This is a genomic window from Streptomyces gobitricini, from assembly GCF_039532985.1.
Classification (GTDB): Bacteria; Actinomycetota; Actinomycetes; order Streptomycetales; family Streptomycetaceae; genus Streptomyces; species Streptomyces gobitricini.
In genome coordinates this window covers 12796-28140 of the sequence record NZ_BAAASR010000003.1, presented here as the reverse complement: position 1 = coordinate 28140, position 15345 = coordinate 12796, and the positions used below count along the sequence as shown (strand labels likewise).

15 protein-coding genes are annotated in these 15345 nt (G+C 72.7%); 7 read left to right on the top strand and 8 right to left on the bottom strand.

Annotated features, from left to right (window positions below; translation table 11 throughout):
• Nucleotides 1-49 precede the first annotated feature (49 nt).
• The 6 genes from ABD347_RS04140 to mca all read right to left on the bottom strand — a co-directional run bounded on the left by ABD347_RS04140 (nt 50) and on the right by mca (nt 7887).
• The gene (locus ABD347_RS04140; RefSeq protein ID WP_344356439.1) at nt 50-1231 is read right to left on the bottom strand and encodes a glycosyltransferase; all 1182 of its coding nucleotides are present in this window, start codon (nt 1229-1231) and stop codon (nt 50-52) included.
• A complete protein-coding gene (locus tag ABD347_RS04135; protein ID WP_344356437.1) occupies nt 1228-2946 on the bottom strand; it encodes an ArnT family glycosyltransferase in 1719 nt (572 codons plus the stop codon). Before ABD347_RS04135 ends, ABD347_RS04140 begins: the two co-directional genes overlap by 4 nt.
• A complete protein-coding gene (locus tag ABD347_RS04130; protein WP_425575577.1) occupies nt 2943-4187 on the bottom strand; it encodes a glycosyltransferase in 1245 nt (414 codons plus the stop codon). The genes ABD347_RS04135 and ABD347_RS04130 overlap by 4 nt, the downstream gene beginning before the upstream one ends.
• Before the next feature lie 282 nt (nt 4188-4469).
• The gene (locus tag ABD347_RS04125; RefSeq protein ID WP_344356433.1) at nt 4470-6500 is read right to left on the bottom strand and encodes a thioredoxin domain-containing protein; all 2031 of its coding nucleotides are present in this window, start codon (nt 6498-6500) and stop codon (nt 4470-4472) included.
• Between the two features lie 216 nt (nt 6501-6716).
• Complete coding sequence (locus tag ABD347_RS04120) at nt 6717-7013, bottom strand: hypothetical protein (RefSeq protein ID WP_344356431.1); 297 nt, start codon at nt 7011-7013, stop codon at nt 6717-6719.
• A complete protein-coding gene (gene mca, locus ABD347_RS04115) occupies nt 7006-7887 on the bottom strand; it encodes a mycothiol conjugate amidase Mca (protein ID WP_344356430.1) in 882 nt (293 codons plus the stop codon). Before mca ends, ABD347_RS04120 begins: the two co-directional genes overlap by 8 nt.
• Nucleotides 7888-7984: 97 nt before the next feature.
• Here mca and ABD347_RS04110 point away from each other — a divergent pair, with 97 nt between their 5' ends.
• Both ABD347_RS04110 and greA read left to right on the top strand, forming a co-directional pair.
• On the top strand, nt 7985-8386 hold the full coding sequence (locus tag ABD347_RS04110; RefSeq protein WP_344356428.1) for a DUF4307 domain-containing protein: 402 nt from the start codon (nt 7985-7987) through the stop codon (nt 8384-8386).
• A 177-nt stretch (nt 8387-8563) separates the two neighbouring features.
• Nucleotides 8564-9061: a transcription elongation factor GreA gene (greA, locus tag ABD347_RS04105; protein WP_344356427.1), complete on the top strand. Its 498-nt coding sequence runs from the start codon at nt 8564-8566 to the stop codon at nt 9059-9061.
• A 365-nt stretch (nt 9062-9426) separates the two neighbouring features.
• Here greA and ilvA read toward each other — a convergent pair whose 3' ends face one another.
• Nucleotides 9427-10656, bottom strand: a complete 1230-nt coding sequence (ilvA, locus tag ABD347_RS04100) for a threonine ammonia-lyase (RefSeq protein ID WP_344356426.1) — start codon at nt 10654-10656, stop codon at nt 9427-9429.
• A 114-nt stretch (nt 10657-10770) separates the two neighbouring features.
• Here ilvA and ABD347_RS04095 point away from each other — a divergent pair, with 114 nt between their 5' ends.
• From ABD347_RS04095 to ABD347_RS04085, 3 genes are read left to right on the top strand one after another with little or no spacing between them, the layout of a single operon-like run.
• Nucleotides 10771-11301, top strand: a complete 531-nt coding sequence (locus ABD347_RS04095; RefSeq protein WP_344356424.1) for a MarR family winged helix-turn-helix transcriptional regulator — start codon at nt 10771-10773, stop codon at nt 11299-11301.
• Nucleotides 11302-11333: 32 nt separating this feature from the next.
• The gene (locus tag ABD347_RS04090; RefSeq protein WP_344356422.1) at nt 11334-11843 is read left to right on the top strand and encodes a sigma factor-like helix-turn-helix DNA-binding protein; all 510 of its coding nucleotides are present in this window, start codon (nt 11334-11336) and stop codon (nt 11841-11843) included.
• Entirely contained in the window at nt 11840-12094 is a 255-nt protein-coding gene (locus tag ABD347_RS04085; protein WP_344356420.1) for a hypothetical protein, read from the top strand. The genes ABD347_RS04090 and ABD347_RS04085 overlap by 4 nt, the downstream gene beginning before the upstream one ends.
• A gap of 23 nt (nt 12095-12117) precedes the next feature.
• On the opposite strand, the gene ABD347_RS04080 is transcribed toward ABD347_RS04085, so the two are convergent.
• The gene (locus ABD347_RS04080; RefSeq protein WP_344356418.1) at nt 12118-13272 is read right to left on the bottom strand and encodes a cystathionine gamma-synthase; all 1155 of its coding nucleotides are present in this window, start codon (nt 13270-13272) and stop codon (nt 12118-12120) included.
• Between the two features lie 60 nt (nt 13273-13332).
• Here ABD347_RS04080 and ABD347_RS04075 point away from each other — a divergent pair, with 60 nt between their 5' ends.
• Both ABD347_RS04075 and msrA read left to right on the top strand, forming a co-directional pair.
• Nucleotides 13333-14442, top strand: a complete 1110-nt coding sequence (locus ABD347_RS04075) for a hypothetical protein (protein ID WP_344356416.1) — start codon at nt 13333-13335, stop codon at nt 14440-14442.
• Between the two features lie 219 nt (nt 14443-14661).
• Nucleotides 14662-15324, top strand: coding sequence for a peptide-methionine (S)-S-oxide reductase MsrA (msrA, locus tag ABD347_RS04070; RefSeq protein ID WP_344356414.1), 663 nt, complete (start codon nt 14662-14664; stop codon nt 15322-15324).
• Nucleotides 15325-15345 lie beyond the last annotated feature (21 nt).

Sequence of the window (15345 nt, the reverse complement as noted above, 5' to 3'; positions counted from 1 at the left end):
GCGCCGATGGTCAGCAGGGTGACTGACCGGCGCCGGTACGCGGACCGTTTCACCGGGGGTTCCTTCCTGTGCGGGCCGCACGCGCTCCGCGGGGCAGGTAGACCAGCGCCTCGGTCCCGGCGAAGCGCAGGACGAAGGTGGTCAGCAGCGCGAGGGCGGTGGCGGGGAGGACCGCCATGTGGAGCTCCCCGACGAACAGGGCGATCAGCGGGATGCGCAGGACGAGGTCGGCGTTGGCGAGGAGGGCGAAGCGCCCCGCGCGGTCCGCGAAGTGCCGGTGGTGCCGCCGGTCGCGGAACAGCAGCACCTCGATGAGGAGGAAGTTCCAGGCGACGCCGGACTGGTTGGCGAGGATCTCGGCGGGCAGGTAGTGCAGCCCGGCGCCGGTGAGGAGGTACAGGGCGGCGAGGTTGGGGACGAAGCCGGTGAGGCCGATCAGCCCGAAGGCGACCATGCGGGCGAACGGTGACGCGGTGCGCAGCTCGACGAGGTGACGGAGGAACCGCAGGCCCTCCCCGGCGTTCGGCGTGGCCTCGCCCGCGTGCCGTTCCTCGAAGACGAACGGCACCTCGGCGACGCGGGCCGGGCGGCACCGGACGGCCAGCTCCAACAGGATCTTGTGGCTGAGCGGACGGAGGGCTTCCGCGGTCACCGCGCCGCGCCGGACGGCGAAGAACCCGCTCATGGGGTCGCTGATGCCGCCGAGGGCACGCGGGAAGAGCCCCTTGGCGAGCCGGGTCGCCCCGCGCGAGACCGCGACGCGGTGGCCGCCCGCGAGTCCGGCGCGGCTGCCGCCGGGCAGGCAGCGGCCGGCGACGACGAGGTCGGCGTCCTCCTTCTCGCCGGTGGCGACCAGGTCGGGGACGAGGGCGGGCGGGTGCTGGAGGTCGGCGTCCATGACGACGATCCACTCCGAGGCGGCGGCCTTGAGGCCCTCGACGACGGCGCCACCGAGGCCTCCGTCCGGGGCGTCGCGGTGGATGACGGAGACGGGGAAGGGGCAGTCCCGCGCGGCGTCGGCGATCACGGCGGGGGTGTCGTCGGTGGAGTCGTCGACGAAGACGACCTCACAGGGCAGCCGGCCGGGCACGGACGCGGTGATCCGGCGCAGCAGCTCCCGCACGTTCGCGGACTCGTTGAAGGTGGGGACGACGACGGTGACGGCACCCGGTTCGGGAACGCCGTCGGTGACCGGGGCGGGGTGCTCGGCGCCGGTGGGCTGGATGGTCAAGGGGCCTCCGCTCGCCTGTCCCGGTCTCCGGTGGTCCCGTCGCCGGTGGCCGGGACCCCGGTGGCCGGGACCCCGGTGGCCGGGACCCCGGTGATCTTCCGGATCTCGATCCGTTCCTCGCCCTCGCCGAAGGTCGCGACCGGCGCCGAGTGTTCCAGCGCCGCCTTGACGTTCGGCAGGTCCCGCGCGTCGCGCCGTACGGTCGGGGAGGCGACGACGTAGTCCACGTCCCGCCAGCCACGCGGCATCGTCTCCGTCACCGCGGGGTCCAGGTCGGCCTTGTAGAACCAGATGGCACCGTGCCCCGGGGCGTACCCGGCGTGGACGAGGTCCAGCCAGAGCGCGTCGTCGACCAGCACGCGCGTACGGGACGGATCGGGGACCTCGCTGCCGAGCCAGGCCGCGGCGGCTCGGTAGGGGGCGTTGGCGTCGGCGGTCATGGCCGTGCGGTCGCCCTCGTACCAGCGCGGAACGACGTACACGGCGGCGGCGGCCGCGAGGAGCACGGCGGCCGCCCGGCGGACCGGGAGGAGCGCCGGGGTACGGCGCCCCTTGCGCAGGACGGCGTGGGCGACGCTCGCCGCGCCGCCGGCCAGGACCAGGGCCAGGAAGGGGAGCGCCTGGATGACGTACATGGCGGGCAGGTAGCCGGAGGGGCGCAGGGCGACGAGCGCCAGGACGGCGACCGCCAGCGCGGGTCCGGCGAGCGCCCGGGCGGTGACCGACCGGCGGACGGTGGCCAGGAGCAGGGCGGCGCCCGCGAGGCCGCCGAGCGGCAGGACCCGGTCGTAGTAGAGCCAGGAGCCGAGCACACCGTTGGAGCCGGTGCCCTGCTCCAGGATGAAGCCCGAGCCGGGGCGGCTCATCTGGTACGTGATGCCGTCCCACAGCGAGACGTGCCCCGGGCCGGGCAGCAGCTCGCCCTTGAGGAGCGCGAACAGCGGGTAGGAGAACCCGATCAGGGCGCAGGCGGTGATGGCGCCGGTGACGGCGAACTTGCGGGTGTCGCGGTGGCTGTGCCGCCACATGGTCACCAGCAGCGCCGGCAGGACGACGAGCATCGTCTCCTTGGTCAGGACGCCCACGGCGGCGACGACACCGGCACCGAAGTGGTGCCACAGGTGTCTGCTGGGCGAGGCGGCGAGGCAGAACGCCAGCAGCATCCACATCACGGCGATGTTGTCGAGGAAGATCTCCCGCTGGAGGACGACCGACAGCGGGGAGAGCCCGAAGAGCACCATGGCCAGGCCCGCCGCCCAGCGCGGCAGCCACAGGCGGCGCGCCAGTACGTACAGCATCACCGCGGAGGCGGCGCTGACCACCAGCATCGCCATGCGCATCGAGGCGACGGTCATCGTCTCGGGCGCGATCAGGGACGGGATCCAGGTGAGGACGGCGAGCTGTATCCAGCCGAGCGGCGGATGGTCGTACCAGTACGTGTAGTGGGCGAGACCCCGGCCGTTCTGCACGGCCCAGGCCTGGGCGAGGTAGGTGCCCTCGTCGTCGCTGAGCGTGGGGTACTGCTGGATGTTCCAGCCCTGGACGAGGAGGATCGCCGCGAGGAGCACCCCGCACAGGATCAGGTCGGGACGGGAGCCGCGGAAGCGGACGACCGGCCGGGTGACGAGCCGTCTCTTGTCGCGCGGGGCCGGGACGGTGGCCGGCCCGGTGGCCGGGCCGGTGGCCGCGGGAGCGGCGGGCAGGGTGGTGGTCACCGGGCGGCCTCCTCACGGACGAGGTGGGCGCCGACGTGGCTGGTGAGCTCCCACTCGTTGCGGCCGCGCTGTTCGCGCCAGACGGCGCGGACCGCCGCGCCGGCCAGCAGCACCTGGTAGAAGGGGCCGCCGACGATGAGCTTCAGGTAGTGGAGCAGGCGTACCCGCAGCCCGTACTGCCGGCCGAAGTCGTGCAGTCCGACGATCTCGAAGGCGAACGTCACGACCGCGGTCAGCAGCGGGAGGAAGGTGATGACGGCGACGCCGACGGGGACGTCCAGGAAGAGCGCGACAGCGATGTTGACCGGGATGATGACGCCGGTGAAGGCTTGCATGAACGGCGTCATCAGGGTGTGGCGGGCGAGCATCCGCTGCCCGAACGTGGGCAGCCGTTTCCAGTCCTTCTTCCGGTAGACCTGGAGGAAGCCCTGGTTCCAGCGGGTGCGCTGCTTGAGCAGGCTCATCAGGGTGCCGGGGGTCTCCTCACGGGTGACCATGTCGGCGTCGTACGCGACGACGACCTTCTTGCCGGCGCTGGACAGCCGCACCCCCAGGTCGCAGTCCTCGGCCAGGCAGTTCTGGTCCCAGCCGCCCGCCTCGCGCAGGACGTCGGTGCGGACGAAGACGGTGTTGCCGCCGAGCGGGATGAAGCCCTTGGCGGCGTGCAGGTGGAGGCGGGAGCGGAACCAGAAGAAGTACTCCAGGCAGTTGCGCAGCGAGTACCAGCTGGAGTGGAAGTTGATCAGCTGGACGCCTCCCTGGACGACGTCGGCCCGGGTGGCGCCGAAGGCGTGGTCGACGTGGGCGAGCAGCTCCGGGTGGACCTGGTCCTCGGCGTCGAAGACGCCGACGACGGTACCCCGGCAGTACGGCAGGGCGGTGTTGAGCGCCTTGGGCTTGTTCTTGGCCTCGTGGGTGTCGACCACGACCCGTACGCGGCCGGGGTCGCGCGCCGCGGCCCGTTCGGCGACCTCGGCGGTCCCGGGGTCGTCGTGGCCGACTATCACGATGATCTCGAAGTCCCGGTGGCGGGACTCCAGCAGCCGGTCGATCGTGTGCTCCAGGACGAGCTGCTCATGGCGGGCGGGCAGCAACAGCGAGAAGGAGAGCTCCTGTTGGCCTTCGGGACTCTCGAACCGGGTGGCGGCGAGCGTCTCGGGCGTACGCCACGCGTGCATCTGCCACCACAGGGTGAAGGCGGCCATCCAGAAGAGCGCCAGCGATATGGCGGCGACGGACATGGAAATGAGCACGGAAAGGTTCCCCCCTCCGACCACGCCGCGACGGAGCAGGTGCGCCCACCGGTGGTCGTACCGGTGGCACGCCGCCGCAGTGCGGTCGTTCCCCAAGAGACATGTCAGGGGCGAGCCGCGGCAGGACCCCCCTGGCCGTCGACGCCCTCGTTCAACGTCCGCGCACGCCCTCCCCAGAACGTGCGCGGAGTCTCCACTCCTTTGTGCGATGAGAATAGAGGCAGACAGTGACAGTCAGGACCCGTCCCGACAAAAACTTTGTTTCCCCCGTCAGTTGGCCAATTTTCCCGCCAGATCCGCCGGATCGGTGGTAGGCGCGTCGCAGGTGAAGTGGCGGCAGACGTACGCCGCGGGCCGCCCGTCGACCAGCGGACGGTCCCTGAGCAGGGGGAACTCCTCGTCGGCGGCCGGCGCGCCGAAGGCGACGACGGCGCCGGGGGCGGTGCCCAGCAGCGCGGTGCGGTGCAGCGCGCGGGCGGTGTCGTCGTCCGGGTGGCCGACGACGGCGACCTCGCGCGGCCCGTCGAGGAGCGCCTCGGCCACGGCCAGGCCCCAGCCGATGAAACGGGGCGCGCGCGGGCCGAGGGCCTTCACCACGCCCAGGGCGCCCTCGGCGGCGGCGCGGTGGGCCTCGGAGCCGGTGTGGGCCGCGTACGACAGCAGGGCCCCGGCGGCGGCGGTCCAGCCGGAGGGGGCGGCGTTGTCGGTGGGGTCCTGGGGGCGGCGGATCAGCCGCTCGGCGTCGTGGGCGGTGTCGTACAGCGCGCCGTCCTCACCGGTGAACTGGTCGAGCACGATGTCGAGGAGGAAACCGGAGAACTCCAGCCAGGCGCCTTCACCGGTCACGGCGGCCAGCGCCAGGAACCCCTCGGCGACGTCGGCGTAGTCCTCCAGTACCCCGGCGTTGGCACCGGCGTGCCCGTCCTTGGAGGTGCGGCCGAGCCGCGCGCCGGAGCCCAGGTGCAGCCGTACGAGCAGGTCGGCGGCCTCCGTGGCCCGCTCGACGAGGTCGGGGCGGTCGAAGTAGGCGCCGGTCTCGGCGAGCGCGGCGATGGCGAGGCCGTTCCAGGCGGCGACGATCTTGTCGTCCCGGCCCGGACGGGGGCGTTCGTCGCGGGCGGCGAGCAGCCGCCGGCGGATCGAGTCCAGCCGATCGGCGTCGACGACCCCGGCGCCCTGCGGCAGTTGCAGCACCGAGGCGCCGTGTTCGAAGGTGCCCTCCTCGGTGACGCCGAAGTGCTGGGCGGCGTACGCGGCGTCCTCGTCGCCGAGCACCTCGCGCAGCTGCTCCGGTGTCCACACGTAGAAGGCGCCCTCGACGTGCCTGCCCGTCCCGTCGTCGGAGTCGGCGTCGAGCGCGGAGGCGAAGCCGCCCTCGGCGGTGCGCAGCTCCCGCACCATGAAGTCCGCGGTCTCCAGGGCCACCCGGCGGGCCAGGTCGCTGCCGGTGACCCGCCACAGGTGGGCGTACACGCGGCACAGCAGGGCGTTGTCGTACAGCATCTTCTCGAAGTGCGGCACGACCCACTCGCGGTCCACCGAGTAGCGGGCGAAGCCGCCGCCGAGCTGGTCGTAGATACCGCCCCTGGCCATCGCCTCGCAGGTGTCGGCGGCCATCTGCAGGGCGCCCTCGGCACCGGTGCGGGCGTAGTGGCGCAGCAGGAACTCGATCACCATGGACGGCGGGAACTTCGGCGCGCCGCCGAAGCCGCCGTGCCGGTCGTCGTAGTCGCGGGTGAGCCCGAGCAGCGCCTGGGCGAGCTCCTGCTCGCCGGGCGCCCCGGCCCCTCCGTAGGCGAGGGACCGCCCGGCCAGCTCCCGCACGATGTTCCGCGCGACCTCGTCGACCTCCTCGCGCCGGTCGGCCCAGGCGACCGCGACGCCCTGGAGGACCTCGGGGAACGACGGCATGCCGTGGCGGGGCGCGGGCGGGAAGTACGTACCGAAGTAGAACGGCTCGGCGTCGGGCGTCAGGAAGACGGTCATGGGCCAGCCGCCGTGGCCGGTGGCGGCCTGCACGGCCTCCATGTAGACGGCGTCGACGTCCGGGCGCTCCTCGCGGTCGACCTTGACGGGGACGAAGTGCTCGTTCATGTACGCGGCGGTCGTCTCGTCCTCGAAGGACTCGTGTGCCATGACGTGACACCAGTGGCACGCGCTGTAACCGACGCTCAGCAGCACGGGCACCCCGCGGCGGCGGGCCTCCTCGAACGCCTCGCCGGACCAGGGCCACCAGTCGACCGGGTTGTCGGCGTGCTGGAGGAGGTAAGGGGACGTGGCCTGCGCGAGTCGATTGGGCATACCCCCATCCTCGCGCACCCGCCTCCGCCCCGCCCAGCGCTCTCGATCGGCGTCATGGGCACAAATCCCGGAAGCGCCGAAGACGAGCCCGCGGCCGGCCTTCGGCCTTCGACGAAGCCCCGTACCGCCGCCGCGAACCGTGCTCCGCCGGGCGCGGGAAGGCTCCATGACCACCGACCGGAGGTCCGGCAGGTCATGGAGCCGTGACGGCGTTCGCTACCGCGCGCCCTTGCCGGGCGCGGGCTCGGCACCCGGCACCGCCGCCGGCTGCGAGGCTCCGGAAGCTTCAGGGGATTCGGGGGACGCGGGGGCTTCGGAGGCTTCGGGGGCTTCCTCGAAGTCGACCTTGCCCATGTGGCGGTTCATCGACTTCATCAGCAGCCATACGCCCGCGGCCATGACCGCGAAGACGATGAAACCGAGGACGCCGGGGGTCACCTTGTTCTCGTCGAGCTCCTTGGCGGCGAGCGGGACGAGCTGGGTCAGTGCCTGGTGTGCGCTCATGTCATGCATTGTCGCGGATGCCCGCGAAGAGGTCGTCCTCGGGGAGGGAGGTGTCCACCACGGACCGGGCCAGCTCGTAGTCCTCCGTCGGCCAGACCTCCTTCTGGATCTCCATCGGCACGCGGAACCAGCCGCCGTCGGGGTCGATCTGCGTCGCGTGGGCGATCAGGGCCTTGTCGCGGATCTCGAAGAAGTCGGCGCACGGCACATGCGTGGTCAGGGTCCGCTCGGCGCGCTCGAACTCCTTCCAGCGCTCCAGCCACTCGCCGTACGGCGACTCCAGGCCACGGGCGAGCAGCGCCTCGTGCAGGGCGACCGTACGAGGACGGTTGAAGCCCTGGTTGTAGTAGACCTTCGACGGCTGCCAGACGGGGCCGAACTCCGTCTCCGGGTACTTCCCGGCGTCCGCCGCCCCCTCGAAGGCCACCATCGTGATCTTGTGGGTCATGATGTGGTCGGGGTGCGGGTACCCGCCGTTCTCGTCGTACGTGGTGATCACCTGCGGGCGGAAGGCCCGGATGGACCTCACCAGGCGCCCGGCGGCCTTGTCCACGTCCTCCAGCGCGAAACAGCCCTGGGGCAGCGGCGGCAGCGGCTCGCCCTCGGGCAGGCCCGAGTCGACGAAGCCCAGCCACTCCTGCTTGACGCCGAGGATCTCGCGGGCCTCGTCCATCTCCTTGCGGCGCACCTCGTGGATGTTCTCCTCGATGTACGGGTCGCCCTGGAGCTTCGGGTTGAGGATGGAACCGCGCTCGCCTCCGGTGCAGGTCACGACCAGCACGTCCACCCCCTCGGACACATACTTGGCCATCGTTGCCGCGCCCTTGCTCGACTCGTCGTCGGGGTGGGCGTGAACGGCCATCAGTCGCAGCTGCTCAGTCAAGACTCGATCCTCAATGAATGGTCACATCGGGCGGCTTCTATAGTGACGGAATCGGTGGGCGGAAAATTCCGTCGTCCGGCCGAGGAGAGGAACGATCATGAGTCCGGTGCGGGAAGGGCTGCCCGAGGGCCGTTACGGCCACTCGGCGGACGAGCGCGCCGACCGCAAACTCAAGATCGTCGGCTCGGTGCTGGGCGTCGCGCTGCTCGCCCTGGTGGGCTGGTTCGGGTACGACTACATCGCCGGCCAGAAGGTCAGCGCCGAGCTGATCAAGTTCGACGTCTCGGCCGACGACCGGGTGCAGGCGCACCTGGAGGTGCGCAAGGACCGGGACGCCAAGGGCTCCTGCACCCTGCGGGCCCTCGCGGAGGACGGCGGCGAGGTGGGCCACAAGAACGTCCGGTTCGACCGGGCCGTCGACCGGATCGACGAGGTCGTCACCGTGCGTACGACGGCCAGGGCGACGAGCGTCGAGCTGCTCGGCTGCACGTCGGAGTAGACGCGCCGCGCGGCGGCCCCGTGTTCACGCCGTGACCTGCGAGGACACCTTTTCCGTGGCTTTCGTCCTCCCCCTTGCCCGCCGAAATTGTTAGGCTCGTGGTTTCGCCCATCCGGGAAGGCACAATCCTTCTGGGTAGGGCGATGCTTGTATTCCCAGTACCGACGAGGAGCACCTGTGACCCAGACCAGCGAAAACGTCACCTGGCTCACCCAGGAGGCGTACAACCAGCTCAGGGCCGAGCTGGAGTACCTGTCTGGTCCCGCGCGAACCGAGATCGCCGCCAAGATCGCGGCTGCGCGCGAGGAGGGCGACCTGCGCGAGAACGGCGGGTACCACGCGGCCAAGGAGGAGCAGGGCAAGCAGGAACTGCGCGTACGCCAGCTGACCCAGCTCCTGGAGCACGCGAAGGTGGGCGAGGCTCCCGCGGAGAGCGGCGTCGTGGCGCCCGGCATGGTGGTCACGATCGCGTTCGACGGCGACGAGGACGACACCCTGGCGTTCCTGCTCGCCTCGCGGGAGTACGCGAGCTCCGACATCGAGACCTACTCCCCGCAGTCGCCGCTCGGCTCGGGCGTCAACGGCAAGAAGGTCGGCGAGGACGCGCAGTACGAGCTGCCGAACGGCAAGAAGGCCTCGGTGAAGATCCTCGACGCGAAGCCCTACTCGGGCTGACACGCCCCTGCGGAGGGCCGGGCCGCACAGTGCGGCCCGGCCCTTCCGCGTCCCGCCCTTCCGCGCCCGGCCGCTCCCCGTCCGCGGCGGGCACCGTGTAGGCCCGCGCCCGCGCACCGCCGGGGTCACCGCTCGGTCACGGGCAGCGGCCGCGGGTGCCCGTGACCGGCGGTCGCACGCCTTCCGTCCGGGCCGTGACGCCGGACCCTCACGCCCCGGACGCCTCGCGCACCGCGCCTCACGGACCGCGCCTCACGGACCGCACCCCTCAGGCCCCGCGCGCATCACGGCCCGGACGCCCTCGCGGGCCGGACCCTCACGCCCCGCGCGCATCACGGCCCGGACGCCCTCACTGCCCGGACGCCTCACGGCCGGATCAGGTAGCCGGCCTCCCGGAGCGCCGCGGCGACCTCGTCGCAGTGCTCGGGGCCCTTCGTCTCGAGGTGCAGCTCCACCTCCACCTCCGTCAGCCCCAGGCGCGGGTCCGTACGGACATGGCCGACGTCCAGGACGTTCGCGTCCGCCACCGACAGGACACCCAGCAGCGTCGCCAGGGCACCCGGGCGGTCCGTCAGCCGCAGCCGCAGGCTCAGGTAGCGGCCGGCAGCCGCCATGCCGTGCCGGAGGATGCGCTGCATCAGCAGCGGGTCCACGTTCCCGCCCGACAGCACCGCCACCACCGGCCCGTCGAACGTCTCCGGCGCGCCCAGCAGCGCCGCCACCGGGCTCGCCCCGGCCGGCTCCACCACCAGCTTGGCCCGCTCCAGACAGAGCAGCAGCGCCGAGGACAGCTGGTCCTCCGTGACCGTGCGCACCTCGTCCACCAGCTCCTGGACGATCGCGAACGGCACGTCCCCGGGGCGCCCCACGTGGATGCCGTCGGCCATCGTGGGCGAGGTGCCGATCCCGAGCGGGTGGCCCGCCGCCAGCGACGGCGGGTACGCGGCCGCCGCCTCCGCCTGTACGCCGATCACCTTCACGTCCGGCCGCAGCGCCTTCACCGCCACCGCGATGCCGGCGGCCAGCCCGCCGCCGCCGACACCGACGACGATCGTCCGCACCTCGGGGCACTGCTCCAGGATCTCCAGCCCCACCGTGCCCTGCCCGGCGATGACGTCCCGGTGGTCGAAGGGGTGGATGAACACCGCGCCGGTGTCGTGCGCGTACTCCTGCGCCGCCGCCAGCGACTCGTCGACCACGTGCCCGTGCAGCCGCACTTCCGCCCCGTACTCCCGCGTCGCCGCCACCTTCGGCAGCGGGGCCCCCACCGGCATGAAGACCGTGGACCGCACGCCCTGCAGGGAGGAGGCCAGCGCGACGCCCTGCGCGTGGTTGCCCGCCGACGCCGCGACGACCCCCGCCGCCCGCTCCTCCGGGCACAGCCCGGAGATCCGCACGTACGCGCCCCGCAGCTTGAACGACCCCGTCCGCTGGAGGTTCTCGCACTTGAAGTGGACCGGGGAGCCCACCAGCCGCGACAGGTACCGGCTGCCCTCCATGGGGGTCACCCTGGCGACGCCGGACAGCATCTTCTGAGCCCCGCGGACATCGTCGAGGATGAGGGGGTGTGAGGGGTGTGGCGTACCGAAGCTCATGACATCAAGTCTCGCAGCTCATCACGTTTGTGCAGCGCTGGTACCAAGACGCACGGGTCCGCGTACTCTGTCCCCCACCAACCGACCACCGCCGCACGAGAGAGCCCCGCAGCCATGCCCACATCTCAGGACATGACGACTGATCTCGACCACGGTCTCCTCGATGCCCTCCAGCACCAGGTGGCCGTCTTCGCCCGCCGCGCCGAACAGACCCGCCTCGGCGGCACCGGTCAGCTCCGCAACTCGATGGACCGGGCCGCCTACCTGCTCCTCAACCGCCTCGACCAGGAAGGCCCGATGGGCGTCAAGGCACTGGCGGCGGGGATGGGCATCGACTCGTCCACCGTCACCCGCCAGGTCGCGCCGCTGGTCGACACCGGCCTGGTCAAGCGGACCTCGCACCCGGAGGACGGCCGCGCCGTCGTGCTCCAGCTGTCGCCGCGCGGGCAGGCCCGCCTGGAGGAGGTCCGCTCCTCGCGGCGCGAGCTGATGGCCCAGGTGACGGACGGCTGGACGGAGGCGGAGCGCGAGTCGTTCTGCACCCTGCTCACCCGTTTCAACTCCGCCCTCTCCGCCCGGCAGGCCGGCCTGCCGCCGGCCGAGCGAGAGGCCGACCGGGAGACGGAGACGGCTCCGGCCTCTTGACCCGCGCGGGGCGACTGGCCTGATATGAGGACGTGCGAGAGCAGCGGCGGCATCGGGCCACGGCGGCGCGGCTCCCCGGCGCCCGGGAGCGGGACTTCGAGACGTACGTCGCGGGCGCGGCGGGCAGGCTGCTGCACGCCGCCACGCTGCTGACGACCGAGCCGCCCGGCCGCGCCCCGCGCGCCCAGGCGCTGCTGACCGCCGCGCTGGGGGCCACGTACGCGCGCTGGGACCGGTTGCGCGGAGAGGATCCGTACGCCCTCACCCGCCATGAGCTGGCCACCCGGTTCGCCCGCGCCGCCTGGCGCTTCCACCGCCCCCGCGGCGGGGTCCTGTCCCCGCTGGCCCCGCTGGAGCGGCTGGTCGTCGTGCTGCGCCTGTACGAGGGCGTCGCCGAGGAGCAGACGGCGGCGCTGCTCGGGCTCCCCGTGGAACGCGTCCGGGCGACCTGTGCGCGCTCGGTGACCACCCTGCGGCGAGCGCCCGGAACGCGGAGTACGCCCGATGCGCGGCGAGCGCCCGGAACGCGGGGTGCGTCATGAGCGGCCACGACCCCAAGGAGGACGAGGTGCGGCGCATGCTGGACGCCACACCGCGCGGCCGGGTCCCGCCGGACCTGCTGCCCCGCGCCCTCGACCACGGCACGCGCGCGCTGCGCCGGGCCCGCGTGGCGCGCCGCCTGCTGTGGGTGCTGCTCACGGCGGCGGCCGTCGCGTTCACGGTGTGGGCGTCGGCCGCCGAGCCGTGGCGGACGCCGCCGACGGGGGTCACGCCACCGTTCCAGGGCTGGTGACGTGACCGTCCAGGGCCTCCGGCTCAGCCGAGCGCCTGGCGCAGGTCCGCCAGCAGGTCCTCCACGTTCTCGATGCCGACCGACAGCCGCACCAGGTCCGCCGGGACCTCCAGCAGCGAGCCGGCGACGCTGGCGTGGGTCATCCGGCCCGGGTGCTCGATGAGCGACTCGACGCCGCCCAGGGACTCGCCCAGCGTGAAGAGCTTGGCGCGGTTGCAGACCTCGACGGCCGCCTCCTCGCCGCCCTGGACGCGGAAGGAGATCATGCCGCCGAAGCTCCGCATCTGCTTGGCGGCGACCTCGTGTCCCGGGTGCTCGGGCAGGCCCGGGTAGAGGACGCCGGTCACCTTCGGGTGGCGGGTCAGCATCTCGGCGACGCGGGTGGCGTTCTCGCTGTGCCGGTCCATGCGCACGGCCAGGGTCTTGATGCCGCGCAGCACGATCCACGAGTCGAACGGCCCGGCGACCGCTCCCATCGCGTTCTGGTGGTAGGCCAGTTCCTCGCCGAGCGTCTCGTCGGCCGTCACCAGCGCGCCGCCGACGACGTCGGAGTGGCCGCCCATGTACTTGGTCAGCGAGTGCACGACGACGTCCGCGCCGAGCGCCAGCGGCTGCTGGAGGTAGGGGCTGGCGAAGGTGTTGTCGACGACGAGCCTGACCCCGGCCGTGCGGGCGACGTCCGCGAGGGCCGCGATGTCGGTGATGCCGAGCAGCGGGTTCGACGGCGTCTCGACCCAGATCGCCTTGGTCCGGTCGGTGATCGCGTCCCGTACCGCCGCCGGGTCGGAGGTGTCGGCGACCGACCACTCCACGCCCCACCGGGCGACGACCTTCGCGAAGAGCCGGAAGGTGCCGCCGTAGGCGTCGTTCGGGATGACGACGTGGTCGCCGGGGGCGAGGAGCGCGCGCAGCAGGCAGTCCTCGGCGGCGAGGCCCGAGGCGAAGGCCAGGCCGCGCCGGCCGCCCTCCAGCGCCGCGAGGTTCTCCTCCAGGGCGGTGCGCGTCGGGTTGGCGCTGCGGCTGTACTCGTAGCCGCCGCGCAGGCCGCCCACACCGTCCTGCTTGTAGGTGGACACCTGGTAGATGGGCGGGACGACCGCGCCGGTCAGCGGGTCGGCGGTGTTGCCCGCGTGGATGGCGCGGGTCTCGAAGTGCTCGTGGGTGTGCTGGTCGCTCATGGGTCCCGAGGGTAGTCGCGGGCGGCAGTGCTCACCGGGCGCGTCCGGGACAATGGCCGTATGGAGATTCTCTGGTTCCTCTTCGCGATGGGCCTGATCGGCATGGTGCTCGTGTCGTGGCTGAGGCGCCGCGGCGCCGGTGGCGGTATCCGGCTGGCGACACCCGGTTCGCCGGACGCCGCCGACCCGAGCGCGTACGGCTTCGTGCTTCAGGAGGACCTGGACGTACGGATGCCGGGGCCGGACCAGGACCTCCTGGACGTGCTGGACGTGGTGCAGCGCACCCAGGACTGGCGGGCGGCGTCCCAGCTGCTGGCGGGCACCGACAAGGACGGCGAGGTGCGCTGGCAGCGGGTGCAGGCGTTCGCCGGCGCCGCCTCGCTGGAGCTGGCCCAGCAGCCGGGCAGGGGCGGGGCGTGGCTGCGGGCGTGGCGCGCGGAGAAGCCGAAGGACCCGGGCGGGGCCGAGGTGCACGCCGAGTTCCTGGTGCAGCAGGCGTGGCGGTCGTCGGCGGCGGGCACGGACGACTTCCGGATCATCCTGGAGGAGGCGCGCACGGTCTGCGAGGAGGCCGCGCTGCTGGCGCCGGGCGACCCGGTCCCGTACATCACCGAGCTGGCGGTCGCGCGGGGTCTGGGGTACACGCCCGAGCAGTTCGACCAGGTGTGGGCCAGAATCATCGACCGGGCGCCGGAGCACATGGGGGCGCACCTGGCGGCGCTGCACTACTGGTGCGAGAAGTGGCACGGCTCCCGGAAGGACGCGGACCGGTTCGCGACGGCGGCCGCCGCACGTGCCCCGCGGGGCTCGCTGCTGGCCGCGCTGCCGCTGTTCGCGGTCTTCGAGCACCTGCCGGAGGTGGCGCTGGTGCGGGACTTCTACGGCACCGAGGTGGTGTCGAAGGCCATGGAGGGAGCCCTGTACGCGGTGCACTCGGCCCGCCCGGACGACCCGATGCTGGCGCATGTGCGGCACCTGCTGATCCACTTCCTGGTACGGGCGGAGCGCTGGTCGGAGGCCATGCACCAGCTGGTCCACGTGGACGGCCACATCGGTGCCCTGCCGTGGACGCTGAGCGAGGACCCGGCGGCGGAGTACGCGGTGTACCGGGCGCTGGCCGTCGCCGGGTACGAGGCGAACGGCGGCAGCCCGGCGACGCTGCCGCACTGATCCCGGCGGGCGGACCGCCCGCGGACGGTCGCGACCGCCACGACGGCCACGGCCGCCACCGAGGCCCGCCACCGCCCCCTGCCGCCACCCGCCCTACGGCCGGGCCGCCCGCGCCGGCCCGTCCGCCCGCGCCTGGCGAGTCGTGGAATTCCGCTCCGCACGGGAGTGTTGTCCGGATGCCGCCCGCACACCGCGTCCGCGCGAAAAGGAGACCGAGTCATGCTGTTCGGCCGCACCCCCGTGCTTCCCACCCCCGACCAGGCCCTCCGCGGCCGCCCGGAGCCGGGGTTCGCCGTCCCCTCCCGCCACACCGTCCTCGGCAACCCCCTCGTCGGCCCCTACCCCGAGGGCCTGGAGGTCGCGGACTTCGCCCTGGGGTGCTTCTGGGGCGCCGAGCGGAAGTTCTGGCAGACCGAAGGCGTGTGGACGACCCTCGCCGGCTACCAGGGCGGCTATACGCGTAACCCGTCGTACGAGGAGGTCTGCTCCGGCATGACGGGCCACACGGAGGTCGTCCGGGTGGTCTTCGACCCGTCCGTCGTCTCCTACGGCGCGCTGCTGAAGCTCTTCTGGGAGTCCCACGACCCCACCCAGGGCTTCCGCCAGGGCAACGACGTGGGCACGCAGTACCGCTCGGCGATCTACACCCACTCCCCCGCCCAGGCGGCCGCGGCCGAGTCCTCGCGCGACGCCTACCAGCGGGTGCTGAACGGCTCCGGGTACGGGACGATCACCACCGAGATCCTCCCGGCCGGCGACCGCCCCTTCTACCCGGCCGAGGCCCACCACCAGCAGTACCTGGACAAGAACCCCGGCGGCTACTGCGGCATCGGCGGCACGGGCGTCTCCTGCCCGATCGGCGTGGCCAGGGCGGACGGCTGAGCCGTTCCGCGACCGTGCCGG

What these genes read in the sequence shown, in the direction of transcription:
- ABD347_RS04130 (WP_425575577.1), bottom strand. Translation starts at nt 4,187, where the DNA reads ATGTCCGTCGCCGCCATATCGCTGGCGCTCTTCTGGATGGCCGCCTTC.
- ABD347_RS04125 (WP_344356433.1), bottom strand. Translation starts at nt 6,500, where the DNA reads ATGCCCAATCGACTCGCGCAGGCCACGTCCCCTTACCTCCTCCAGCAC.
- ABD347_RS04120 (WP_344356431.1), bottom strand. Translation starts at nt 7,013, where the DNA reads ATGCATGACATGAGCGCACACCAGGCACTGACCCAGCTCGTCCCGCTC.
- ABD347_RS04110 (WP_344356428.1), top strand. Translation starts at nt 7,985, where the DNA reads ATGAGTCCGGTGCGGGAAGGGCTGCCCGAGGGCCGTTACGGCCACTCG.
- ilvA (WP_344356426.1), bottom strand. Translation starts at nt 10,656, where the DNA reads ATGAGCTTCGGTACGCCACACCCCTCACACCCCCTCATCCTCGACGAT.
- ABD347_RS04095 (WP_344356424.1), top strand. Translation starts at nt 10,771, where the DNA reads ATGCCCACATCTCAGGACATGACGACTGATCTCGACCACGGTCTCCTC.
- ABD347_RS04085 (WP_344356420.1), top strand. Translation starts at nt 11,840, where the DNA reads ATGAGCGGCCACGACCCCAAGGAGGACGAGGTGCGGCGCATGCTGGAC.
- ABD347_RS04080 (WP_344356418.1), bottom strand. Translation starts at nt 13,272, where the DNA reads ATGAGCGACCAGCACACCCACGAGCACTTCGAGACCCGCGCCATCCAC.
- ABD347_RS04075 (WP_344356416.1), top strand. Translation starts at nt 13,333, where the DNA reads ATGGAGATTCTCTGGTTCCTCTTCGCGATGGGCCTGATCGGCATGGTG.
- msrA (WP_344356414.1), top strand. Translation starts at nt 14,662, where the DNA reads ATGCTGTTCGGCCGCACCCCCGTGCTTCCCACCCCCGACCAGGCCCTC.